This window comes from Gordonia sp. SID5947 (assembly GCF_009862785.1).
In the GTDB taxonomy this organism is placed as follows: Bacteria; Actinomycetota; Actinomycetes; order Mycobacteriales; family Mycobacteriaceae; genus Gordonia.
In genome coordinates this window covers 4,092,687-4,115,744 of the sequence record NZ_WWHU01000001.1, presented here as the reverse complement: position 1 = coordinate 4,115,744, position 23,058 = coordinate 4,092,687, and the positions used below count along the sequence as shown (strand labels likewise).

Genomic DNA, 23,058 nt, shown 5'->3' with positions numbered 1-23,058 from the left:
ACTCAATGTGGGGAGGATCTCTCCGTTCCGGCCGCTTCCATACCGCACGGTCCGGTACATAGCCGCATACACTCATGCAGCCGGGCGCACGCTCACGCCCCGGCACTCGCGGGGCGTGAACCGGGAAAGATGGAGGCGGCGTGACCACGGATCTCGTAGATGGCTGACCGGCGCAAACGTTTCGGCGAAGCCGCACTGGAGGTCGTCTCCAATGGGGGTCTTCGTGCGCTCACCCATCGCTCGGTGGACGAGGCGGCCGGGCTGCCGCCCGGCTCGGTGAACTACTACGCGCCGACGCGGGCGAAGCTCGAGGCACTGGCGCTGACCGAGGCGTACGAGCAGATGTACGCGATCGCCATCCGCACCTTCGGGCCGATCCTGGACGCCGCCGATCCCCCGACCGAGCTCGTTCTCGACTGCACGACGGATTTCGTGGTGGCCATGTCGGCTGAGACGGGACTCGTCGCGGCACGGCATGCCCTCGTCGTCGAGTCCCAGTTCGACGACGTCCTCCGTGAGCAGGTGGCCACCAATCGCACTGCCTTCGTCGCGTTCACCGAACCGTTTGTCCGGTCGAAGGCGCCGGACAGCCCGGAACGGACCGCCGAGCTGATCGTCGCCCTCGTCGAGGGCTTGATCCAGCAACAGACCCTGGTCGCGGCGTCGAACTTTCACCGCTCGATGATCCGCGCCGCGATTGCACGGATCTTCGGGTTCCAAGGGGGCTGAATCAGCGATATGAATGCGGCGTGAGCGGGCCGTCGCGACAACTGTTGTCGTCGCACTCCGCTCACGCCGCATTCATGTACAGGTCAGGCCGCGGAGACCGCCAGTTCCTCGATCGGCTCCAGCGCCTGCGTGATGATGTCGGCGACATCGACCATCGGCTTGACCTCGAGCGCTTCGAGGACCTCGGCCGGGACATCGTCCAGATCGGGCTCGTTGCGTTGCGGGATGAAGATGGTTCGCAGCCCATTGCGTTGTGCGGCAAGCAGTTTCTGCTTGACGCCACCGATCGGCAACACCCGCCCGTTCAACGTGACCTCCCCGGTCATGCCGACGTCGGCACGGACCTTGCGTCCCGTCGCCATCGACACCAGCGCCGTCACCATCGTGACCCCGGCGCTGGGACCGTCCTTGGGCACCGCACCGGCGGGCACGTGCACGTGGATGGTCTTGTCCAGGGCCGCCGGGTCGACGCCGAGCTGCTCGGCGTGTGCTCGCACGTACGAAAGTGCGATCTGTGCCGACTCTTTCATCACGTCGCCGAGCTGTCCGGTCAGTTGTAGACCGGGCTTTCCGTCGGTGCTGTTGGCCTCGATGAACAGGACGTCGCCGCCCATGCCGGTGACCGCCAGACCGGTGGCCACTCCCGGCACCGCCGTCCGTTCCTCTGACTCCGGGGTGAAACGCGCGCGGCCGATGTACTCCTTGAGATCGGATTCCCCGATCTCGACCGGTGCCTGCACCTTGCCGGATTCGAGGTTCGTCGCCGCCTTGCGGAGCAACTTCGCTAGCAGCCGTTCGAACTGTCGCACACCGGGTTCCCGCGTGTAGTTCGCGGCGATCTCACGCAACGCGTCGTCGGCGACGGTCACCTCGGCGTCGGTCAGGGCAGCCCGCTCGGCCTGCCTCGGCAGCAGGAAGTCACGCGCGATCGCGACCTTGTCGTCTTCGGTGTAGCCGTCGATGGTCACCAGCTCCATCCGGTCCAGCAGCGCCGACGGGATGTTCTCGACCACGTTCGCGGTCGCCAGGAACAACACATCGGAGAGGTCGAGATCCAGATCGAGGTAGTGATCGCGGAACGTGTGGTTCTGCGCCGGGTCGAGGACCTCGAGCAGGGCCGCCGCGGGATCGCCTCGGTAGTCGGACCCGACTTTGTCGATCTCGTCCAGCAGCACAACGGGATTCATCGATCCTGCCTCGCCGATGGCCCGCACGATACGACCGGGAAGCGCACCGACGTAGGTGCGCCGGTGACCACGGATTTCCGCCTCGTCGCGCACGCCGCCGAGCGCGACACGAACGAACGTACGGCCGAGTGCCCGGGCAACCGATTCACCGAGCGAGGTCTTGCCCACTCCCGGGGGACCGGCGAGCACCATCACGGCGCCGGACCCGCGTCCGCCGACGACCTGCAGACCACGCTCGGCTCGGCGCGCACGGACGGCCAGGTATTCGACGATGCGGTCCTTCACGTCTACCAGCCCGTGGTGATCGGCGTCGAGGATCTCGCGGGCGCCCTTGATGTCGGTCGAGTCCTCGGTGCGCTCGTTCCACGGCAGGTCGAGCACGGTGTCGAGCCAGGTCCGGATCCAACCGGTCTCGGGTGATTGGTCGCTGGCACGTTCGAGCTTGCCGACCTCACGCAGTGCAGCTTCGCGGACCTTCTCGGGCAGATCGGCCGCCTCGACGCGACCGCGATAGTCGTCAGCGCCTTCCGGCTCGTCCTCGCCGAGTTCCTTACGGATGGCGGCGAGCTGCTGACGCAGCAGGAATTCCTTCTGCTGCTTCTCCATCCCGTTGCGCACGTCGTCGGCGATCTTGTCGCTGACCTCGGTCTCCGCGATGTGTTCGCCGGTCCAGTCGATGAGCAGGGTGAGCCGCTCGGCGATGTCCGGGGTCTCCAGCAGCTGTCGCTTCTGGATGTCGGTGAGCCACGACGAGTAGCCCGACGTGTCCGCCAGCGCCGACGGGTCGGACATCTTGTTGACGCCGTCGATGATCTGCCAGGCCTCCCGGCGCTGCAGCATGGCCAGCACGAGCTTCTTGTACTCGGCCGCCAACGCCTTCACGTCGTCGGTGATCTCCGGGTCGTCGACCTCGGTGACCTCGACCCACAGTGCGGCGCCGTTACCGGGGGCACCGGTTCCGATGTGTGCCCGCTGCTCTCCCTTGACCACCGCGGCGGTCTGCCCGCCGGGCATACGCCCGACCTGCACGATCGACGCGATCACGCCGTAACTGGGATAGCGGTCGTCCAGGCGCGGCGCCACCAGGAGCTTGCCGGATTCGCTGGCCCGGGCCGCGTCCACGGTTGCCTGCGCGGCATCGTCGAGCGGGATCGGGACAACCATGCCCGGCAAAACCACCAGGTCGGCAACGAACAGGACGGGCACTGAATATGTCTTCGACATTCATCCTCCAAAGTTCAGTCTGACCGACTCAACCCTGGTGGCGGAATGTTTGTTCCCGAGCACATTTCGCCAGGAGCGGAACAGCGACGGCCTCGCGATGAGTTTCATCGCGCCGCGGTGTCTGACAACGCATGAACCAAGACATCGTGATCGCCACCGCAACTGTCGCAGCACCCGTCGCCGAAGTATTCGCCCTGCTGGCGAACCCATCGACCCATCCCGCCATCGATGGCACCGGCTGGGTGAAGCACGCTGTCGACGAGGAGCCACTGACAGAGCTCGGGCAGATCTTCCGGATGGACATGTATCACTCCAACCCCGAGCATCCAGACCCCACGTACCAGATGGCCAACCAGATCCAGGTGCTCGATCCACCGTCCGCCATCGGTTGGCGGCCGGGCATGGAGAACGAATCCGGCCATGTCGAGTTCGGTGGCTGGGTCTGGCGCTACGACCTGGTCGCACTCGGTCCATCCGAGACCGCGGTGACCCTCACCTACGACTGGTCGGCGGTGCCGGAAAACCTACGGGAGCACATTCAGTTCCCGCCCTTCGGTCCCGAGCACCTCACCAACTCGCTGCGTCACCTGTCGGAGCTCGCCAGTCCTCACTGACTACCAGGCATCGCCGCGATCGATCGCGTTGAACGCGGTCTCCAGCGGCGCCCATCCGTTGGTCGTGTCGTGCGGCTTGCCCTCCGACGCGTGCCAGTAACGCAGGTTGTACTTGCCGCCTCCGGGCTTCAACGCGCGCATGTGGGTATGGGACAGGTCATGATCGGCGTCGGCCGCATACCGATACTTGTGCTCCGCGGGACGGTCCTTGTCGTAGCCCGACCCGGCGTAGACGGTCTTGTCCTCGTCGGACCCGACCAGACTCCAGTCGACGCCCTTCGCCCAGTTCTGGTCGAGCCGGTTCTCGGGCGCCTGCAGCACCTCCAGGAATCTCGAACCCGGCACCATCGAGTCCCACTGCACGCTGTGGTACTTGAACTGATCGATGATCCCCTGGTGGGGAGTTGCGAGCGTGACCACGTCACCGACCTTGAGCTTCGCCGCCGGAAAGCCCTTCCAGTGCATCGCCGACCCCAACAGCGCCACTCGCGTCACGAGCCCGCCCATGGAATGCGCAACGATGTCGACCGATTGCCCTTTACGCGTGTTGGCATCGTAGATGCGCTTGGCCAGCGCCGCCGCCACGTGCTTGATCCTCGTATCGGTTCCGGCGTTGCCCAGGTCGACGTCGCAGTGACTGTCGCCCGCGTAGTACCCGACGGTCTGGATCGACGACCTGCTCATCCCCCTGGACGTGAAGTAGTCGATTGCGTTGTCCCACAACGACGCACAGTCCGAACGTCCCGAGTCGTTGTATCCGTGGACCAGGTAGACGGGATCGCCACCGTTCGCGGCCGGCGCGGCACTTGCACTCGGCACCGTCGCTGCCGCCAGCGCTCCCGAGACAACGGCGGCCGCCAGCGCGACCGCTACACGAATTCGCCTCGTAACCATGGATTCTCCCCTCATCACCGTTCCCCATACGCTGTGCTTCTCGAATCTCCGGGATGGTACCAACGGCAGGTGCACGCGAAATCCGGTCGGCCGGCGGACTGCTTCCCGCGATCGCCGCACCACCTCGCCGGCGCGTTCCGCGGAGGTCCCGTCGAGTGCTCGGCGGGTGGCGAAGGCGGTCGACGTCGTGACGGTCAGGTCCTTGTCGGCGCGAACTCGTCGGAGCTGAGCTCAATCGAATCCGAGTGAACATCTACCCATCCGGCCGTCCACGGCGTACGAATAAACCGCATGAACCATGAATCCCACAGTTCGACCAGCGCTCTGTCCAGCGTCGGCACACGATTGACGGTGTCGTTCCTCTGTTTGTTCGCAGCTCTCGCCGGCGGGATGGTGATGAACAGCCCGAAGGCCGCGGCCGCGAGCTGCTCCGACGTCGCGGTGGTCTTTGCGCGCGGTACCGCCGAGCCCGCGCCGCCGATCGGATTGACGGGTCAATCGTTTGTCGCGGCACTTCGGTCGCAGCTGCCCGGCAAGTCCGTCGGGGCGCAGGGCGTCAATTACCCCGCGAGCAGCAATTTCAACGACCGTCCGAAGTTCGTCAAGACGGTGGCCGACGGCGTCACGGAGGCCCAGAACGAGGTCAAGGCCATCGCTGCCAGCTGCCCGGGTACCAAGATCGTCCTCGGGGGCTACTCGCAGGGCGCCGTGGTCGCCGGGTACGCGACGAGCGGCAAGATCACCATCCCCGACCGCTATCGACAGTACGAGTCACAGGTGCCCGCTCCCCTGCCCGCCAAGGTCGCGAGCCATGTCACGGCAGTCGTGCTCTTCGCACCGCCGTCGGACCGGTTCATCAGTGACATCGGTGCGCCGCGGATTCGCGTCGGTGCCCCGTACGAGGCCAAGACGGTCCGGTATTGCATCCCCGGCGACACCATCTGCAACGGCGCACCGGTGGGACAGCCCAACGCACTGCACGTGCTCTACACGGTGAACGGCATGACGCTGGATGCCGCGCGCTACGTGGTCGGACGGGTGTAGAGCCCGACCGAGCCACTCTCTCGCGCTCATCGAAGAGAATCGATGAGTTCCTCGGTCGCGTCTGGTCACAATCGAGACAGCAGACGCGACCGAGGAGGCTCGATGACGGGCAAGGTCATCACGCACATGACGATGTCGCTCGACGGCTTCATCGCCGACCCGAACGACGACGTCGGCGAGTTGTTCGCCTGGTACGACGCAGGCGACACAGCGGTGCCGACCGCCAACGAGACCGTCGGCTTCCACGTCGACGGCGCCGACGCGGATCTCCTCGCCGACCTGACCGACAACACCGGTGCCCTCGTCGCCGGTCGACGACTGTTCGACATCACCGACGGTTGGGGTGACCAGCATCCGGTGGGTGCGCCGGTCGTGATCGTCACTCATCACCCGCCAGACGACGCCGCGGACAGATGGCCCAACACGACGTTCGTGGACGGCGTCGGGAGCGCGATCACACGAGCACGTGAGATCGCCGGTGAAAACAACGTGATCATCTCCAGCCCGACGGTCATCCAGCAGGCCCTCGACCTCGACCTCGTCGACGAGGTCTGCGTCAGTCTCGTCCCGGTGCTCTTCGGCGAAGGCATCCGATACTTCGGCCCCCTGGCGCACGGTCATCGGCTCCTGTCGGACCCGACCGTCATCCAGGGACGCCGCGTCACGCATCTGCGATACGTCACCGTCTCCAGAACAGGTGATGCGTGACCGCACCGCTCGGACTCGGCACGGTGTCGCGGTGATAGCGATCGAGCAGCTCGTCGGGTGACTCCCAGAGTCGTACGCCGGACCCGAGCTCGACACGCTCGGCGACCGCGACGTGCAAGGTGTCGATGAGACCGGCGGCGAGGAACTCCCGCACGGTTGTGGCGCCACCGCCGAGCCGGACGTCCCTCCCGTCGGCAGCCGCTTTCGCTTTTTCGAGGGCGGACGCAGGGTCGGCGTCGATGAAGTGGAACGTGGTATCCGACAAGGTGAACGACGGCCGAAGGTGGTGGGTCAGGACAAAGACCGGAGTGTGGAACGGCGGCTCGTCACCCCACCAACCGAGCCAGTCGTGGTCGGTCCACGGCCCGCGATGCGGGCTGAACTTGTTGGCGCCCATGATCTCGGCGCCGATGTTGTGGGAGAAGTCCCGCACGAGATGGTCGTCGAGGCCGCGGCTGCCGCCGGGATCGGTGCGGTTGGGCCAACTCGCGGTCGCGCCTGCCCACGCCATCATCGACGCCGGGTCGGCGTGGCCGAACGGCCGTTCGAGACTTTGTCCGTCGCCGGCGCCGAATCCGTCGCGCGACACGGTGAAGTTCTGGACTTTGAGCAGCTGGCCCATGCGATGCTCCCTGCACTCTCGACGGTGATGAAAGGTGAGACTCCGCGCGTCCGCGGAAATCATCGTGCCCGATCATGTTCGGCGAGTCGACGACGTCGAGTCGTGCGAGTCCGCGATCGACACGAGGATCACGACGCGAGCCGAGTCGCGCTCTGCATTGCCACACACATCTTCATGTCTGTTGCACGCACACGATCTGATGCCCGCGAAGCGTGAATGCGGTCCCGGCCAGTGAGCCGTTGTGCCAGGTGCGAAGGATCGGGTTGTGTTCCGGTTCAGCGCTTCTGCCCGAGAAGATCTCTCACAGCTCTATGACGCAGCGCGGCATCGATCGGTTCCAGTGATCGGGACGCGATGTCAGTGATGCCGCATCGCGAGCACCGAGGTCTGCGTCGAACCGTACTGATTTCTTCCTATGTGGTCGCGGTCGGCTCCCAGACGAAACCGTCGGGGTCGGTGAACGACTCACCGGCACTACCCACGATCACCCGATGCGATCCGCTGCCATCGGCGTCCACCCCTGCGTCCTTGGCTGCGGCACGCCGGCCATAGAGCGCCAACTTCACCGAGTCGGATGCGCTCGCGAACTCGACGTATTTCCGGCCGAAGCTCTTCGCGACGTCGAGGCCGTGGTCGACGTAGAACTTCTTGCTGGCGGCCACGTCGTCGGCGCCGATGAGAAGCACGATGTCGTCGACCTGACGGGCCGGCGCTCCCGACGCCTTCTTGTTCGACGTCGCAACCTTCCAGATGGCCCCATCCGGCGCCTGGATCACGCCGCCGTAGCCCCAGAACGACTTCTTGACCGGTTTGAGTTCGGTTGCACCCGCGTCGAGAGCGGGATGGATGAGCGAGTCCACGACCCCTGGGTCGGCCACGACCAGCGACAGGACGAATCCGCGGAAGCCGGCGGTCGGCTGCTCGGCGGTCCGGAACCGGAGCCGGTCATCCAATCCGAAGGCTTTGTCGTAGAAGGTCTTCGCCGCAGCGGTGTCGGGAACGTCGAGGGTGATGCCGGTGATTGTTGTCATGCAGATGACGTTAGGCCCGATCGGGCCGGAACACTTCTTGATTCCTGCTCGATCGCCACCCGGACTCGTGCGGACCGATCAGCCGGCGAACTCCTCGCGGAACGGACGGAAGAAGTCGCGGAGTTCCTGGGCGTAGCGCTCAGGCTCTTCGAACGAGGCGAAGTGCCCGCCGTGTTCGGGCTCGGTCACGCTGACCACGTTCGCGGTCCGCTCGAGCCAGTCGCGCGGCGGTTTGAGCTCATCTCCGCCGAACAGCGAGAAGCCGGACGGCACCTCTACGCGCCGGGTGTGCTGATCGAGTGGCATCACCGCATTGGCGTGGTACACGCGCATCGACGACCCGATGCACCCGGTGACCCAGTACTGGGTGAGCAGGGTCAAGATCTCGTCCTTCGTGAACACCTTCTCGATGTCACCGTCGCAGTCACTCCACCCGCGCAGTTTTTCGACGATCCACGCCGCGAGACCCGCAGGCGAATCCGTGAGACCGACTGCGACCGTATCCGGCTTGGTGCTGTGGATCGCCGCGTAGCCGCCTTCGGTGCGAGACCAGACCGTCCCGGCCTCGATCCACGCCCGTTCGTCGTCGGTGAGGTCGTCCGGATCACCGCCATACCTGGGCATCCCGGCGTCCGTGCGGTGGACGGCGACGACTCGCTCCGGTTGATCGAGCGCGAGGTATCGGGCGACATGACTGCCCATGTCCCCACCGGCGGTACCGAATCGCTCGTACCCCAGCTCGGTCATCAGCTCCGCCCACAGCATGGCCACCGCGATCGAATCGTAGGGATGCGCGGGTTGCTCGGAGTAGCCGAAGCCGGGCATGTCCGGGACGATCACGTCGAAGGCGTCCGCCGGATCGCCACCGTGGGCGGCGGGATCACTCAGCAGCGGGATCACCTTGAGGTACCGCCAGAACGAGTCCGGCCAACCGTGATTCAGCAGCAACGGCATCACGGGTGCGCTCCGGTCGGTTGCTCGCGCATGGACGACGTGTATCCCGAGGCCGCCGAGCGTGACTCGCAGGTGTGGCAGTCGCTCCATCGTGGATACCTGTGCCGACCAATCGAATTCGTCTGCCCAGTAACCGATCAGCTCTCGGAGGTAGTCGGTGTCGGCGCCCAGCGACCACCCGGCGGGAGAATCCGGCCAGCGCGTCGCCCTCAAACGCGTTCGCAGATCGTCGAGGACCTGTGGGTCCGTGCGCAGGGACATCGGCTGCGCACGGGCGCTCACCACTGCGGCCACCCCGTCGGGCCGCTCGATCCGGCCGGGTACTCGTCGATCGGCACCTGATCGTTCCGCCAGGCGTCGAGGATCGGCTCGACGATACGCCAGCATTGTTCGGCGGTGTCGCCTCGGACCGCGAGCGTCGCGTCGCCGTCGAGAATCCCGGACAGCACCTCCGAATACGCCCGGGGCGACCCTACGCCCAGATCGGCCTCCAGCCCGGTTGCCTTGAGGTCGAACGGATGCGAACCGTCATGCACGTTGACCCGCAACGACATCGTGTCCGGACCGAAGGAGAATCTCAGGACATTTCTCGCGGCCTCACCGCGGAACTGTTCTGGCAGGTGACGTACCGGCCGAAAGGTGAGTGCGATCTCCTTGACCGCGGGTTCGATCGCCTTGCCCGACCGCAACGTGAACGGCACACCCGCCCAGCGGGCGGTGCGCACCTCGAAGGTCGCCTCGGCGAGCGTCTCGGTGTTACGCGACGGATCGACGCCCTCCTCGTCGGTGTAGGACGGCAGCTGATGTCCGTCCACCTCACCGGCGGTGTACCTCGCGCGATGCGAGGCACGAACGGGATCACCCTCCCAGACGCGGGTGGCACGCAGGGCGGCCGCGGTGGCGTCACGTAGATCGCGCTCGCCCAGCGACGCCGGCGAATCCATCGCCACCACCGAGAGCAACTCCAGCAGATGGCTCTGAAGCATGTCGACGAATGCGCCCGCTTTGTCGTAGTAACCTGCACGACCTTCGAGGCCGAGCGTCTCGTCGTAGCGGATGAGGACCGATTCGATGTGATCGGCCGACCAGACCGGCTCGAACACCCGATTGGCGAACCGCACCCCGATCAGGTCCAGAAGGACCGACTGACCCAGGAAGTGATCCACGCGGAACACCTGGTTCTCCGGGACGAGGCGCGCCAACGTCTCGTTGAACTCGTGGGCGCTCGCCTCGTCCGTACCGAACGGCTTCTCCAGGGCGAGCATCGTTCCGGCGGGCAGGTCCACACCCGTCATCGCCTGACACGATTCCTGCGCGATCGCGGGCGGGACGGCGAAGTACAGGATCGGGCGGCCGTGCGCCGCCCCGAAGATCGTGCGAAGCCCCTCGGCGGAACCGATATCTGCTTGCAGGTAGGTCGTCGAGTCCGCGAGTCGCGCGGCCGCGGGCGCCGCGTCGCCACCGAACGCGTCGCGTACACGGCTGCGCCACTGGTCGTCGGAGATCTCTCGACGCCCCACCCCGACAAGACGAACGTCGCGATCCGGTTCGAGCGAGAGCAGTTGCCCGAGTGCCGGCAGCAGCAGGCGTGACGTCAGGTCGCCCGTCGCACCAAGGATGAAGAGTGTCGTGTCGGCCATGCCCGACGGTAACGCGCATCGAACTCACGATGGCCGAACTCGCCGATACGCGCCCGATGACGGTAAGAATCGACGTATGCGCCCGAACATCGAGGACTATGCACTGATCGGCGACTGCCGTACCGCAGCACTGGTATCGCGCCGCGGCGAGATCGACTGGTTCTGCGTGCCCCGCTACGATTCTGCGTCGATCTTCGCTGCCCTGCTCGGCGACGAGGAGCACGGTCATTGGTCGCTGGCGCCGCGCGACGGATCGGCGCAGTGCAGTCGCCGGTACACCGGCGACACCCTCGTACTCGTCACCCGGTGGGAGACGAGCACCGGCGTCGCCGAGGTGCACGAGTTCATGCCCCTCGACGGCGGCCGCGTCGATCTCGTGCGCCGCGTCGTCGGGGTCTCGGGCCACGTCGAGTTCCAGACCGATCTGCGGATGCGTTTCGACTACGCGCGGGCGGTGCCCTGGGTGCTACAGGTCGGTGACGCCGAGGGACCCGCGCTGCGTGCCATCGCGGGCCCGGACGCAGTGGTCGTGCGCGGCGTCGCGCTGCACGCCGACGGGAACGTGCATCGCGGCTTCTTCACCGTGGAGCCTGACGTCACCGTCGACCTCACGCTCACCTGGTACCAATCGCACCTGTCCGAGCCCGCTCCCCTCGACGTCGAGACGCTGCACGACCAGACGGTCGGTTGGTGGACCGGGTGGTCGAGTCGCATCGATCACTCCGGACCGCACCACGACCAGATGGTCCGGTCGCTGATCACGTTGCGCGCGCTCAGCAATCTCGACACCGGGGGGATCGTCGCCGCCGCGACCACGTCGCTTCCGGAACAGTTCGGCGGCAGTCGCAACTGGGACTACCGGTACGTCTGGCTACGTGACGCCTCGCTGACCCTGGAGGCGCTGGTCAATCACGGCTTTCTCCGGGTGGCCGAACACTGGCGGAACTGGCTGATGCGCGCGATCGCCGGCAACACCCGGGAACTGCAGATCATGTACGGCATCGCCGGCGAGCGCGACCTCGAGGAGCGCAACCTGCCGCACCTGCCCGGCTACCAGAACGCCGCACCGGTCCGGATCGGGAACGGCGCGGTGAACCAGTACCAGGGCGACGTGATCGGTGAGGTCCTCTGCGGCCTCGAGTCCGCGCGCGAGGCCGGGCTCACGGAGACCCCGCTGTCGTGGTCACTGCAGAAGGCCTTGCTGGAGCAGGTCGAGGCGAATCTCGAACGTCCCGACAACGGGATCTGGGAGATGCGCGGCGACCCGCACATGTTCACCCATTCACGCGCGATGATCTGGGCGGCCTTCGATCGGGGTGTGCGCGCATGCGAACGCTTCGATCTCGACGGCTCGCCCGATCATTGGCGCGAGCTCCGCAACCGGGTCCGGGACGAGATCGACAGCACCGGGGTCGATCCGGTGTCGGGACGGTTTGTCCAGTACGCCGGCACCGACGAAGTGGATGCGTCGTTGTTGTTGCTTCCCCAGGTCGGGTTCTGCGCGGCCGATGACCCTCGCATGCTCGCGACCGTTGCGGAGATCGAACGCGTGCTGATGCGCGGCGGCCTGGTTCATCGGTATCGCACCGGCTCCGGTGTCGACGGACTCGACGGCGACGAGCATCCGTTCCTGGCCTGCACATTCTGGCTGGTCACGCAGTACGCGATGAGCGGACGGCACGACGACGCGATGGAGCTGATGGACCATGCGTGTGCGACCGCCAACGACGTCGGGTTGTTCTCCGAGGAGTACGACGTCGGCAGCGGCCGCCAGGCAGGTAACACGCCGCAGGCCCTCTCCCACCTGGCGTTCGTGCGGGCGGCGGACTCGTTGACGTGATCGGCGCCCTTCGTGACGCTCGCAAGCTCGCTCCTCAGGGACCAGGGGACCCTCGCAAGCTCGCTCCTCACGGAACCGGGGACGCTCCTCAGGGGGTGGGGGAACGCCTCAGGAAGCGGCCTGGTGTGCGAGGGCAGCCATCAGGTCGTCGTAGTTGCCCTCTTGCGCGGAGAAGCGCAGCGGCTTGACCCGTTCCACCAGGATCTCGCGGGTCGCGGTGGGCAACAGCGCCATCACCTCGTCGAGGAACTCCTCGAGCGGCATGGCCCAGTCCGCGGTTGCCTGTCCCGGCATGAGCTCGGTACGGACGGCAGGCGGAACCAGCTCCAGGACGCTGATGCCCTTGTCCGCCAACTGGAGTCGCAGACTGTCGGTGAACGAATGGATCGCGGCCTTGGTCGCGCTGTAAGTCGGGGTGCCGGCCATCGGCGTGAACGCCAATCCCGACGACACGGTCATGATGGTGGCGTCGGGGCGCGTGGCGAGGAATTCGGCGAACGCCGCCACGAGTCGCAGCGGACCGAGGATGTTCGTCTCCACCTCGACGACGGCGGTCTCGAGGAAACCCGCACCGCTCAGATCCTCTGCACGCATGATGCCTGCCATCGCGATCACGACGTTGGTCTCCGGGTACCGCTGCTGCACGTCGGTCGAGGCACGAGTGACGTCGGCTGCGTCGGCGGTGTCGATCCGGATCGTCTCGATGCCGGGATGGTCGGTGGCTATCTGATCCAACAGTTCCACGCGCCGTCCGCCGACGATGACCCGATTGCCGGCTTCGTGGAGGCGCAGCGCCAGCCCGAGACCGATACCGGAGGTGGCTCCGGGGATGAAAATGGTGTTGCCGCTGATCTTCATGATTTCTCCTTCGCTCCGACGTGGTGTCACCTCGACTTCACCGTCTTCGCGCCGGCGCATCAAGGATGCGGTCATCCACGGATCGCCGATCCCTGGATACCGGCATGAGGATGCGGAACAGTGGTGGACAGCCACCGCGCAGCACAGAATCGAGGTTCAGTGATCGACCGCCCCGGACTCGCCGAGTTCCTACGGCGCCGGCGTGAGGCGCTCGCCCCGGCCGACGTCGGCCTGCCGCCCGGCCGTCGTCGCCGGACAAGCGGACTCCGTCGCGAAGAGGTCGCGATGATCGCCGGGATGTCCACCGACTACTACAGCCGTCTCGAGCAGCAGCGCGGACCACAACCGTCCGATCAGATGGTCGCAGCGATCGCGCGTGCGCTGCATCTCACCCTGGACGAGCGAGACCACCTCTTCCGCCTCGCCGGACACAATGCCCCTGACCGCAAGGCGATTCCCGACCACGTGGGTCCGGGCATGATGCGCATCCTGGACCGCCTCGCCGATACACCCGCGATGGTGGTGAACAGCGCGGGCGAGACCCTCGTGCAGACGTCGCCCGCGGTCGCACTGGTCGGCGACGAAACACACTTCACCGGGCTCGCTCGCAGCGTCGCCTATCGGTGGTTCACCGATCCCGCCACCCGACAACGCTTTCCGGCCGATGACCACGACCACCACGCGCGGGCACACACCGCCCGACTCCGGGCGGCGGTGACCCGCGAAGGGCCGGGTTCACGCGCGGGTGAGGTCGCCGAGGCGTTACTCGCGGCGAGTCCGGAATTCGCCGAGGTCTGGGGCCGGCACGACGTCGCGGCGTCGCTGACCGATCAGCGCAAGCGCCTTCTCCATCCGGAACTCGGGCTGATCGAGGTGTTCTGCCAGACCCTTCTCGACCCCGACGGTTCGCAAGCCCTGCTCGTCTACACGGCAACACCGGGCACCGAGAGTCACCAGAAGCTGGCCATGCTGAGCGCGGTAGGGGCCTGAGGCCGACGCCGCAGAGCAGTCACCGCGAAAAGGCGTAGGTCACTCCGGTCAGTTCTTCTGCCTTGTCCCACAACCGGCTTCCGAGCTCCACATCGAACACGCGAGGACTCGGCACCACGAGCACCGGCGGTCCGGTGAACTGCAACGGCCCCGACGGTCCGTAGTACTGACCCCCGATCGCGCCCGGGTCGCAGGCGGCCCGTACCGACGGCAGCGCACCGTCGGGTCCCTCCATGATGAAGGTGCGCCGCAGCCAGTGCAGCGACGGCGTGGTGAACAACCACTGCAACAGACGACCCGAATCGCGCATCACGCCACTGTGGGTGGCTCCGGGATGCGCGGCCAACGAGATCGGCGTCGTATGTCCGCTCGCCACCAACCGACGCTGCAGTTCGACCGCGAACACCAACTGGGCGAACTTCGCCCGGGAGTAGGCGCGAGACGTGCTGAACGTCCGATCCATACCGAGGTCGTCAAGGTCCACGACGCCCGCGCGGTGCGCGTTGCTGCCGACCGTGACCACTCGCGCCGCATCTGCGGCGAGCATCGGCTCCAGCACGAGTCCGGTCAAGGCGAAGTGGCCGAGGAAGCTGGTACCGAAATCCATCTCGAAACCGTCCGCGGTCAACTCACGACGTCCGGCCATCACGCCGGCATTGTTGACCAGCACGTCGATCCTGGGATGGCTGCGCAGCATCTCATCGGCCGCCTTGCGCACCGATGTGAGGTCTCCGAGATCCAACTGCACGATGTCGACGTGTGCGTCGGGCACGGTTGCTCGGATGTCCGACCGCGCCGCGGTCGCGGCGTCGACGTTGCGGCAGGCCATCACCACCCGCGCCCCGAGCCGGGCGAGATGTCGCGTCGTCTCCAGACCGATACCAGAATTGGCACCGGTGATCACTACGGTCTTGCCGTCCATCCGCGGCGACTCAGCCGCGGTCCATCCGCTCGTGGACATACCCGATCCCCCTCGTGACACGCGAAACCAGAGTGCCACAGATGCGGTTCGGCGCCGCGTGACGGGCCCGCGATGACCTGGTGGCCGCGTCCCTACGGATTCCCTGGCGCCGCCGCGGCCTGCGGCGGCATATGCCTGGCACGGCACGCCACCTGTACCCGCCCGTCGTCTCCGGTGGTCACCGACGCCTCGTCGGTCGTCGCTTCCACCAGGCGCCAGGCGAGACCATCGGTCGGCAGGCTCAGCTGGTCGGCCAACTGCCCGACGATCGTCACATCGGTGGACAGTTCCCGCGTGGTCACCGCGTACGTGACCGTCGCACCTCGCGGCGAGCACGAGACCACCAGTTCTCCGATGGCATCGGCCATCACCGTGAGGTCCGTGACGGTGTCCGCGCCGAGCCCGGCACCGTCGAGCATGACGCTCAGGGTGCTGCGGAGAAGTGGCAGGCGGCCCGGTTCGGCCGGCGCCGTCACCTCCAAGGAGACGTCGCGTGGCACATCCATACAGAGTCCTGGTCTCGTCGGCCTTGTTCTTTCAGCAGTCTGGATACCCGGGAAGGGGTTGCGCAAACACCGACCCACGCGCCGGGACGTGGGTACCGCCGAACAGGTTTGACCGCCGGGCACCCTGGGCAACCCCCACAAGATGGACTCACTGTGGTTAGACGACGCCGAACCGATGGAAGACGGCCTCGCCGATCCGACTGCGATGCACATCGATGGCAGGAACTACGACCATGTCGTGGTGGGTGCCGGGATGACCGGGCTGGTGACAGCCCTGCTCCTGGCCCGTGCCGGTCGATCGGTGGCGGTGATCGAAGCGCGGAGAATCGGCGCCGCCGCAACGGGCAATACGACGGGGAAACTGTCACTTCTGCAGGGCACCCGGCTGTCGTCCATCAGCCGGCACCACGGGGCCACAACGATCCACGACTACGTTGAGGCGAATCGTGCGGGGCTGACCTGGCTGAACGGCTACTGCCGCGATCGGGGTCTTCGCATCGAGGAGCGCACCGCCGTCACGTACGCGACCACAGAGTCAGGGGCCGCGCTCGTCGCAAAGGAGCACGAGGCGTGCCGAGATGCCGGCCTCGAGACCGAAGAGTTCGACTGTGCCGAACTGCCTTTCGAACCACTGGCGGCCATCCGGCTGACCGGCCAGGCTCAGATCGACCCCATGGTGGTGCTGCGGGCGGTGGTCGACGATGTTCGCGATCTCGGCGGCGAACTCCATCCGGGCGTGCGGGTTCGGAGCCTCAGGCATGCGAAGAACGGCCACCGGGTGGTCACCGACGCCGGCACGGTGACCGCCGGGTCCGTCGTGATCGCAACCGGCACCCCGTTCCTCGATCGTGGCGGCTTCTTCGCTCGGCTACACGCCCAGCGTTCGTATGCGGCGGCATACAGCGTCGACGGGCCCATCCCGCAGGAGATGTACCTCTCCGCCGACACCCCGTCCGTCTCGTTGCGCACCGCGCCACGGCCCGGGCACGAGAAGGAGACCCTGCTGCTCGTGGGCGGTTTCGGACATGACGTCGGCCGGACTCACTCGGAGGGCGGTCACGTGGACGACATGATGGCGTGGACCACCCGGCAGTTCCCGACAGCACGCTTGGTCGCGCGGTGGTCCGCGCAGGACTATCGTTCCATCGACGAGATGCCCTACGTCGGATCACTGCTTCCCGGCCTCGACAGCGTGCAGGTCGCGACCGGGTTCGCGAAGTGGGGACTGACCAACGGGGTGGCCGCGGCGTTGGCCATGAGTGGTCGGCTCCTGGACTCCCCTCCCGCGTGGTCGAATAGCTTTCGGCCTTGGCGCGGTTCCCAATTGGGCGCAGCGCCATCGGCGCTGTCGACGAATCTGTCGGTCGCCACACACATGGTCGGCGGCTATCTGGCACTGCTCGGATCGGCACGCGGCGTGCCGGCGGACGGGCAGGGACAGGTCGGTCGCGCCGGTGTGGAACCACGCGGCGTGTGTACCGTCGAGGGCTCGACGACCAGCGTCACACCGATCTGCACCCACCTCTACGGAGTACTGCGGTGGAACGATGCCGAACGCTCGTGGGATTGCCCGTTGCACGGCTCTCGCTTCGCACACACCGGCGAGGTCCTCGAAGGCCCCGCGACACGTCCACTGGCCACGCCGGACGACTGAGTCGCGCGCCGGGGTTTCCTCACGACGTCCGTGCAGATCCCGAGAGTTCGCGGTCACGCGCAGTTCTCACGATCCGGCCGAACACGGGACGCTCGAGCAGACCGGCCGGACGCATGAGAGCGCCGGCAAACGTCCGGGCCGCAGTGTCGATCGCACGGGCATCGAGCCCGACCATGATGCGATCCCGGTCGGCGAGCACGCCGGCCAGGATCGCGACAGCGGCCGCGGTCGGCCGGGTACCGGGCAGGCGACGTTCAAAGCCATTCCGGCGACCATCGTGATCCCGGCGTCGTTGACGACCACCGCAGGCGGGCCGTGGCGCGCCACCACATCATCCGCATAGCCGACGACCTCGTCGCCACATGCGACGTCGAGTACCGCGGTCACCGTCGAGGCGCCGCGGTCACGACAAAGGGCGGCCGTCGTCTCCAAACCGGGACTGTCGATGTCGCTGAGCAGCAGCGGGACACCGCAGCAAGCGAGGCGCAGCGCGAGCGCCCGGCCCATGCCCGAGCCGGCACCGGTGATCACCACCGGCTTGCCCTCACAGAGGCGTCGGAGTCGCCAGTTCGTGGTTCGCGGATGCCATATCGAGTGCACCATCCACGAGTGTTACCCATCACACCCGTCGGCCATGCAGGGTTATCCCGGAGTGAGCTGGGTACCCGACGAATCGCACCCGCACGCCGACGACCAGGAGGTGGCCATGGACACCGCAGATGCGGTCGTGATCGGCGCGGGCCATCACGGTCTGATCGCCGCCATCCGACTTGCCGACGCCGGGTGGGATGTCACCGTCCTCGAGGCCCAGCCCGAGGTGGGCGGGGCGGTGCGCAGCGCAGAACTCACCCCTGGCTACATCACCGACCTGTTCAGCGCCTTCTATCCTCTCGCCGTCGCGTCGCCCGGGTTCGCCGACCTCGATCTCGAAGCACATGGCCTGCGCTGGAGCAGCGCGCCCGGCCCCTTCGGACACCCGAACGGGCCCGCGGACCGCAATGCGATGGTCGTCCACCCCGACCCGACCAAGACCGCTGCCCGACTCGCCGCCTACGACCAGCGCGACGAACGCGCGTGGCTCGACCTCGTCGAGCAATGGCAGACGATCCGCCCCCAGCTGCTCGGACTACTGTTCCGACCGTTCCCACCCGTGCGTGCCGTGGTGGGTCTACTCCGGGCCACCGGTACCGCGTCCGCGGTACGCCTGGCCCGTTTCCTCCTCCTCCCGGCGAACCAGATGGTGCGGGAGTTGTTCCACAGCGACCATGCGCGACTCTTGTTCCTCGGGAACGCGCTACACGCCGACATCCCCCTCGACGCACCGGGCAGCGGGATGATGGGCTATCTGCTGACGATGCTGGCGCAGGACTCCGGCTTCCCGGTTCCGGTCGGAGGTGCCGGTGAACTGACGGCCGCACTCCGTCGCCGGTGCGAGAGCGCCGGCGGCCGCGTGGTGGTGGACACGCGGGTCGAACGCATCGAGGTCCGTGGCCGACGAGCGTCTGCGGTTATCGATGCCGGCGGTCACCGCTGGCCGGCCGCCCGAGCGATTCTCGCCGATGTCTCGGCACCTGCGCTCTACACCCGTCTGTTGCCGGCGTCGGAGGTGCCCACGCGGGTTCTCGCCGACATCGCGGACTTCGAGTGGGACACCCCGGTGGTCAAGATCAACTACGCGTTGAACGGCACGATCCCTTGGCACAGCCTGAATCTCGCCGAAGCGGGCACCGTCCACGTCGGTGTCGACATGCAGAATGTCGCGCATGCCACCGCCGACATCGAATCCGGGCGCATACCGCAGCATCCATTTCTCCTGTTCGGCCAGATGACAACCGCTGATCCGAGCCGGTCACCCGCAGGAACAGAGAGCGCGTGGTCGTACAGTCACCTACCGCGCGGCGTGGTCGACGAGGATTCGGCGCAGACGCTCGCCGAACGGATGGACCAGGTGATGGAGGACCACGCACCGGGTTTCACCGAACAGGTCATCGATCGACATGTCCAGACGCCTGCCGATCTACACGATCTCGACGCCAATCTCGTCGGCGGCGCAGTCAACGGAGGTACCGCACAGTTGTTCCAGCAGCTGATCTTTCGCCCGACGCCCGGCCTGGGCGGGCCCGTCACGCCGGTCGAGGGTCTGTTCCTGGCGAGCGCGAGCGCCCACCCCGGCGGCGGCGTCCACGGCGCGTGCGGCACCAACGCCGCACGCGCGGCCTTGGCCGCGGCCGGCCCCCTCGGCCTACCACGTCGCTACCTCAACCGAAAATTGCTGCACCACTTGATGTCCTGATCCTAGGAGGCACAGATGAACAAGGTCACACGACGTACCGAAGCCACGCCGGCACAGGTCTGGGCGGTGCTGTCCGAGGGGCGGCTCTATGGCTCGTGGGTGGTGGGCGCTTCCCGAATCCGCGACGTCGATCCCGACTGGCCGCATGCCGGGGCACGCATCCACCATTCCGTGGGTCTGTGGCCCGCGCTCCTCGACGACGAGACCGTCTCCCTGCAGTCCAAGGCCGGACTCCTCGAACTCTCGGCGGCCGCATGGCCTTTCGGTCGCGCTCGCATACGTATCACCGTCGAGAAGGAGAGCGAGGGGTCGCTGATCACGATGGAGGAGTTCGTCGAGTCCGCCCCGCTGCGCTGGATACCGCACATGGTCCAACAAGCTGCCATGGCTCCCCGGCTCGATGAATGCCTGGCCCGCCTCGCCATGTTGGCCGAGCGGGATACGCAGTGACCGTTTCCCGGGTGCCACACGCGGGTAGACCGCGTCATGACCATCTCAGCAGTCGCCATCACGTGCACCCTCAAACCCTCCCCCGCACCGTCGAGTAGCGAACTGATCGCTCGTCAGACGCTCGACGCCTTGAGCACACAGGGGGTTCGGGGCGAGATGCTACGAGCGGTCGACCACGACATCCACCCGGGAGTCGACCGTGACATGGGGGACGGGGATGCATGGCCCCGGATCCTCCAGCGCGTTCACGCCGCAGACATCCTGCTCTTGTCCACCCCGACGTGGCTCGGCCAGATGTCGAGCGTCGCACACCGGGTCCTCGAGCGCCTGGACGCCGAGATCTCGCAGACCGACGACGCGGGTCGTCCGAGCATGCTCGGCAAGGTCGCCATGTGCGCGGTGGTCGGCAACGAGGATGGCGCACACAAGATCATCGCGGACGTTTTCGGGGCGATGAACGACATCGGGTTCAGCATTCCCGCCCAGGGCAGCACCTACTGGAACGACGAAGCCATGGGTGGCCGTGATTTCAAGGATCTCGACACTGTGCCGACAGCCGTCGCGGACGCGACGAACGCCGCTGCCCGCAACGCTGCCCACCTCGCACAGTTGTTGTCGCAGCAGAGGTATCCCGCATACGAATGAGTGACGATCAGCCCGGTAGCGTCTCGCCTCCGAGCGGCGCAAGCACCTCTCCCGAATAGTAGGACGAGAGCTGTTCGGCTGCGAAGAAGACATATGACGGCGCGATCTCGTCGGGCTGCGCCGCGCGCCCGTACGGGGTCTGCGTACCGAAGTCGGCAACCTTGTCGGCAGGCATCGTCGCCGGGATCAACGGTGTCCACACGGGGCCAGGCGCAACACAGTTGACACGAATCCTGCGCTCCAACAAGGCTTGGGCAAGCGAATAGGTCAGCGCGGTGACGGCACCCTTGGTCGCGGAGTAGTCGATCAACTGCTTGTTGCCACGCAGCCCGTTGATCGAACCCGTGTTGATGACGGCTCCGCCGCCGGTCAGATGGGGAACCGCCGCACGCGTCGTGTGGAAGAAGCTGTCGATGTTGACGTCGAAGGTGTGACGCCACTGCGCGGGTTTCAGATCCATGAAATCGTCGACGGGACTCTGGAACGCGACGTTGTTGACCAGGATGTCCAGACCGCCCAGCTCGGCGACGGTCCGTTCGACGATGTCGGAACAGTGATCCGGATCCGCGAGGTCGCCCACAAACGTTCGCGCGGTTCGCCCCTCCGACTCGATCAGCTCCGCGGTGTGGCGCGCATCGTCGCCTTCTTCGAGGTAGGCGATCGCGACGTCGGCGCCCTCTTTCGCGAACGCCACGGCCACGGCCCGTCCGATTCCCGAGTCACCGCCGGTGATGAGTGCCTTCTTGCCGGCCAGCAGATCGCGCCCGCGATATCCGCGCATCTCGTCGCGCGGCTGTTCGGACATGTCCGCCGTGTGCCCCGGATATCCGATGGTCTCGGCCGTGTGTTCATTTCCATCGTTCATCGCCATCGGTTACCCGCGGCAGGTGGGCGACAAACGCGCCGGGGCTCGTCGTGACGAGGTTTGGCGCCGGCCGCCAAGGGGCACGCTGTCTGCACGCGAAGCGTTCCGGGGCCCGCCCGGTGCGCTCCCGACGGAGGACGGACGTACCTCCGGCGAAGGAGGACACGATGCGTGCAGTGACATGGCAGGGCAAGCGACATGTGACGGTGGAACGGGTGCCGGACCCGAAGATCGAGGAGCCGTCGGACGCGATCATCAAGGTGACGTCGACCAACATCTGCGGGTCGGATCTGCACCTCTACGAGGTCCTCGGGGCGTTCATGGAACCAGGTGACATCCTCGGGCACGAACCCATGGGAATCGTCGAAGAGGTCGGCACCGACACCGGCGACCTCGCGGTCGGTGACCGGGTCGTCATTCCGTTCCAGATCTCTTGTGGCGCTTGCTACATGTGCGACCAGGATCTCTACACCCAATGTGAGACGACCCAGGTCCGAGACCAGGGAAAGGGTGCCGCCCTCTTCGGGTACTCGAAACTGTACGGATCGGTCCCGGGTGGCCAAGCCGAGTATCTACGTGTCCCGCAGGCACAGTTCACCCATATCAAGGTGCCGCACGACGGGGCGGACTCGCGGTATGTCTACCTGTCCGATGTACTGCCCACCGCGTGGCAGGCGGTGGCCTACGCCGATATCCCACCGGGCGGTTCGGTGACCGTTCTGGGGTTGGGCCCCATCGGCGACATGGCTGCCCGCATCGCCGCCCACCAGGGCGCGGAGGTCATCGGTGTCGACCGTGTCCCCGAACGCCTCGCACGACTCGACGCACGCGGGATCACCACCATCGACCTCGACGAGGTCGACGACATCGGCGACGCCATCCGCGACCGCACCGGGGGCCGCGGTAGCGATGCGGTGATCGACGCGGTCGGGATGGAGGCCCACGGCTCCCCCGTCAACAAGTTCATGCAGCAAGCGGTCGGCCTCCTTCCGGATTCGGTCGCGGAACCGTTGATGAAAAGGGCTGGGGTGGACCGGCTCGCCGCTCTCCACTCGGCGATCGACGCGGTCCGTCGAGGCGGGACCATCTCACTCAGTGGCGTCTACGGCGGAACTGCCGACCCACTTCCGATGCTGACGTTGTTCGACAAGCAGATCCAGCTACGCATGGGGCAGGCGAATGTCAAGAAGTGGGTCCCCGACATCATGCCACTGTTGCGCGACGACGACCCGCTCGGTGTCGATTCCTTTGCCACACATGAACTTCCCCTCGACGACGCCCCGCACGCATACGACATCTTCCAGCGGAAGGCCGAGGGCGCGGTCAAGGTGATCCTGAAGCCGTGACGG

General features: G+C 66.6%; 22 protein-coding genes. 11 read left to right on the top strand and 11 right to left on the bottom strand.

The genetic code is table 11. The annotated features are described in order from the left end of the window. The first annotated feature begins 159 nt into the window (after positions 1-159). Positions 160-729, top strand: coding sequence for a TetR/AcrR family transcriptional regulator (locus GTV32_RS18790; protein WP_161061595.1), 570 nt, complete (start codon positions 160-162; stop codon positions 727-729). A gap of 83 nt (positions 730-812) precedes the next feature. Here GTV32_RS18790 and lon read toward each other — a convergent pair whose 3' ends face one another. Beyond that, positions 813-3,140 (bottom strand): endopeptidase La, encoded by a 2,328-nt coding sequence (gene lon, locus GTV32_RS18785; RefSeq protein WP_161061594.1) that lies wholly within the window; start codon positions 3,138-3,140, stop codon positions 813-815. A gap of 131 nt (positions 3,141-3,271) precedes the next feature. On the opposite strand from lon, the gene GTV32_RS18780 reads away from it, so the two are divergent. Next, the gene (locus tag GTV32_RS18780) at positions 3,272-3,754 is read left to right on the top strand and encodes a polyketide cyclase (RefSeq protein WP_161061593.1); all 483 of its coding nucleotides are present in this window, start codon (positions 3,272-3,274) and stop codon (positions 3,752-3,754) included. On the opposite strand, the gene GTV32_RS18775 is transcribed toward GTV32_RS18780, so the two are convergent. Continuing rightward, positions 3,755-4,648: a hypothetical protein gene (locus GTV32_RS18775; RefSeq protein WP_161061592.1), complete on the bottom strand. Its 894-nt coding sequence runs from the start codon at positions 4,646-4,648 to the stop codon at positions 3,755-3,757. A 291-nt stretch (positions 4,649-4,939) separates the two neighbouring features. Here GTV32_RS18775 and GTV32_RS18770 point away from each other — a divergent pair, with 291 nt between their 5' ends. Together GTV32_RS18770 and GTV32_RS18765 are read left to right on the top strand one after the other, a co-directional pair. Further along, a complete protein-coding gene (locus tag GTV32_RS18770; protein ID WP_161061591.1) occupies positions 4,940-5,692 on the top strand; it encodes a cutinase family protein in 753 nt (250 codons plus the stop codon). Between the two features lie 102 nt (positions 5,693-5,794). After that, positions 5,795-6,400 (top strand): dihydrofolate reductase family protein, encoded by a 606-nt coding sequence (locus GTV32_RS18765; protein ID WP_161061590.1) that lies wholly within the window; start codon positions 5,795-5,797, stop codon positions 6,398-6,400. Here the strand turns inward: GTV32_RS18765 and GTV32_RS18760 are convergent. The 4 genes from GTV32_RS18760 to GTV32_RS18745 all read right to left on the bottom strand — a co-directional run bounded on the left by GTV32_RS18760 (position 6,372) and on the right by GTV32_RS18745 (position 10,647). After that, positions 6,372-7,022: a dihydrofolate reductase family protein gene (locus tag GTV32_RS18760; RefSeq protein WP_161061589.1), complete on the bottom strand. Its 651-nt coding sequence runs from the start codon at positions 7,020-7,022 to the stop codon at positions 6,372-6,374. The genes GTV32_RS18765 and GTV32_RS18760 overlap by 29 nt on opposite strands. A gap of 413 nt (positions 7,023-7,435) precedes the next feature. Next, on the bottom strand, positions 7,436-8,053 hold the full coding sequence (locus tag GTV32_RS18755) for a glyoxalase (protein WP_161061588.1): 618 nt from the start codon (positions 8,051-8,053) through the stop codon (positions 7,436-7,438). Between the two features lie 78 nt (positions 8,054-8,131). After that, entirely contained in the window at positions 8,132-9,289 is a 1,158-nt protein-coding gene (locus GTV32_RS18750) for an epoxide hydrolase family protein (protein ID WP_343287386.1), read from the bottom strand. Continuing rightward, entirely contained in the window at positions 9,286-10,647 is a 1,362-nt protein-coding gene (locus tag GTV32_RS18745) for a glucose-6-phosphate dehydrogenase (RefSeq protein WP_161061587.1), read from the bottom strand. The genes GTV32_RS18750 and GTV32_RS18745 overlap by 4 nt, the downstream gene beginning before the upstream one ends. A 76-nt stretch (positions 10,648-10,723) precedes the next feature. Here GTV32_RS18745 and GTV32_RS18740 point away from each other — a divergent pair, with 76 nt between their 5' ends. After that, complete coding sequence (locus GTV32_RS18740) at positions 10,724-12,487, top strand: glycoside hydrolase family 15 protein (protein ID WP_161061586.1); 1,764 nt, start codon at positions 10,724-10,726, stop codon at positions 12,485-12,487. A 108-nt stretch (positions 12,488-12,595) separates the two neighbouring features. On the opposite strand, the gene GTV32_RS18735 is transcribed toward GTV32_RS18740, so the two are convergent. Beyond that, the gene (locus tag GTV32_RS18735; RefSeq protein ID WP_161061585.1) at positions 12,596-13,345 is read right to left on the bottom strand and encodes an SDR family NAD(P)-dependent oxidoreductase; all 750 of its coding nucleotides are present in this window, start codon (positions 13,343-13,345) and stop codon (positions 12,596-12,598) included. A gap of 159 nt (positions 13,346-13,504) precedes the next feature. On the opposite strand from GTV32_RS18735, the gene GTV32_RS18730 reads away from it, so the two are divergent. Continuing rightward, positions 13,505-14,335 (top strand): helix-turn-helix transcriptional regulator, encoded by an 831-nt coding sequence (locus tag GTV32_RS18730; RefSeq protein ID WP_343287385.1) that lies wholly within the window; start codon positions 13,505-13,507, stop codon positions 14,333-14,335. Positions 14,336-14,354: 19 nt separating this feature from the next. Here GTV32_RS18730 and GTV32_RS18725 read toward each other — a convergent pair whose 3' ends face one another. Both GTV32_RS18725 and GTV32_RS18720 read right to left on the bottom strand, forming a co-directional pair. Continuing rightward, entirely contained in the window at positions 14,355-15,296 is a 942-nt protein-coding gene (locus GTV32_RS18725; RefSeq protein ID WP_161061584.1) for an oxidoreductase, read from the bottom strand. A 92-nt stretch (positions 15,297-15,388) separates the two neighbouring features. Then, the gene (locus GTV32_RS18720) at positions 15,389-15,802 is read right to left on the bottom strand and encodes a hypothetical protein (RefSeq protein WP_161061583.1); all 414 of its coding nucleotides are present in this window, start codon (positions 15,800-15,802) and stop codon (positions 15,389-15,391) included. Positions 15,803-15,944: 142 nt separating this feature from the next. Between GTV32_RS18720 and GTV32_RS18715 the strand changes: the two genes are divergently transcribed. Then, on the top strand, positions 15,945-17,456 hold the full coding sequence (locus GTV32_RS18715) for an FAD-dependent oxidoreductase (protein WP_161061582.1): 1,512 nt from the start codon (positions 15,945-15,947) through the stop codon (positions 17,454-17,456). A gap of 66 nt (positions 17,457-17,522) precedes the next feature. On the opposite strand, the gene GTV32_RS18710 is transcribed toward GTV32_RS18715, so the two are convergent. Continuing rightward, the gene (locus GTV32_RS18710) at positions 17,523-18,059 is read right to left on the bottom strand and encodes an SDR family NAD(P)-dependent oxidoreductase (protein WP_237421587.1); all 537 of its coding nucleotides are present in this window, start codon (positions 18,057-18,059) and stop codon (positions 17,523-17,525) included. 103 nt (positions 18,060-18,162) lie between these two features. Here GTV32_RS18710 and GTV32_RS18705 point away from each other — a divergent pair, with 103 nt between their 5' ends. The 3 genes from GTV32_RS18705 to GTV32_RS18695 are packed head-to-tail and all read left to right on the top strand — an operon-like array spanning position 18,163 to position 20,844. After that, on the top strand, positions 18,163-19,749 hold the full coding sequence (locus GTV32_RS18705) for an NAD(P)/FAD-dependent oxidoreductase (RefSeq protein ID WP_202422740.1): 1,587 nt from the start codon (positions 18,163-18,165) through the stop codon (positions 19,747-19,749). Positions 19,750-19,764: 15 nt separating this feature from the next. Then, the gene (locus tag GTV32_RS18700; RefSeq protein ID WP_161061581.1) at positions 19,765-20,199 is read left to right on the top strand and encodes an SRPBCC family protein; all 435 of its coding nucleotides are present in this window, start codon (positions 19,765-19,767) and stop codon (positions 20,197-20,199) included. A 36-nt stretch (positions 20,200-20,235) separates the two neighbouring features. Next, positions 20,236-20,844 (top strand): NAD(P)H-dependent oxidoreductase, encoded by a 609-nt coding sequence (locus GTV32_RS18695; RefSeq protein ID WP_161061580.1) that lies wholly within the window; start codon positions 20,236-20,238, stop codon positions 20,842-20,844. Between the two features lie 7 nt (positions 20,845-20,851). Here the strand turns inward: GTV32_RS18695 and GTV32_RS18690 are convergent, their stop codons facing one another. Then, positions 20,852-21,709, bottom strand: coding sequence for an SDR family oxidoreductase (locus GTV32_RS18690; RefSeq protein ID WP_161061579.1), 858 nt, complete (start codon positions 21,707-21,709; stop codon positions 20,852-20,854). 167 nt (positions 21,710-21,876) lie between these two features. On the opposite strand from GTV32_RS18690, the gene GTV32_RS18685 reads away from it, so the two are divergent. Then, entirely contained in the window at positions 21,877-23,055 is a 1,179-nt protein-coding gene (locus GTV32_RS18685) for a zinc-dependent alcohol dehydrogenase (RefSeq protein ID WP_161061578.1), read from the top strand. The last annotated feature ends 3 nt before the right edge of the window (positions 23,056-23,058 follow it).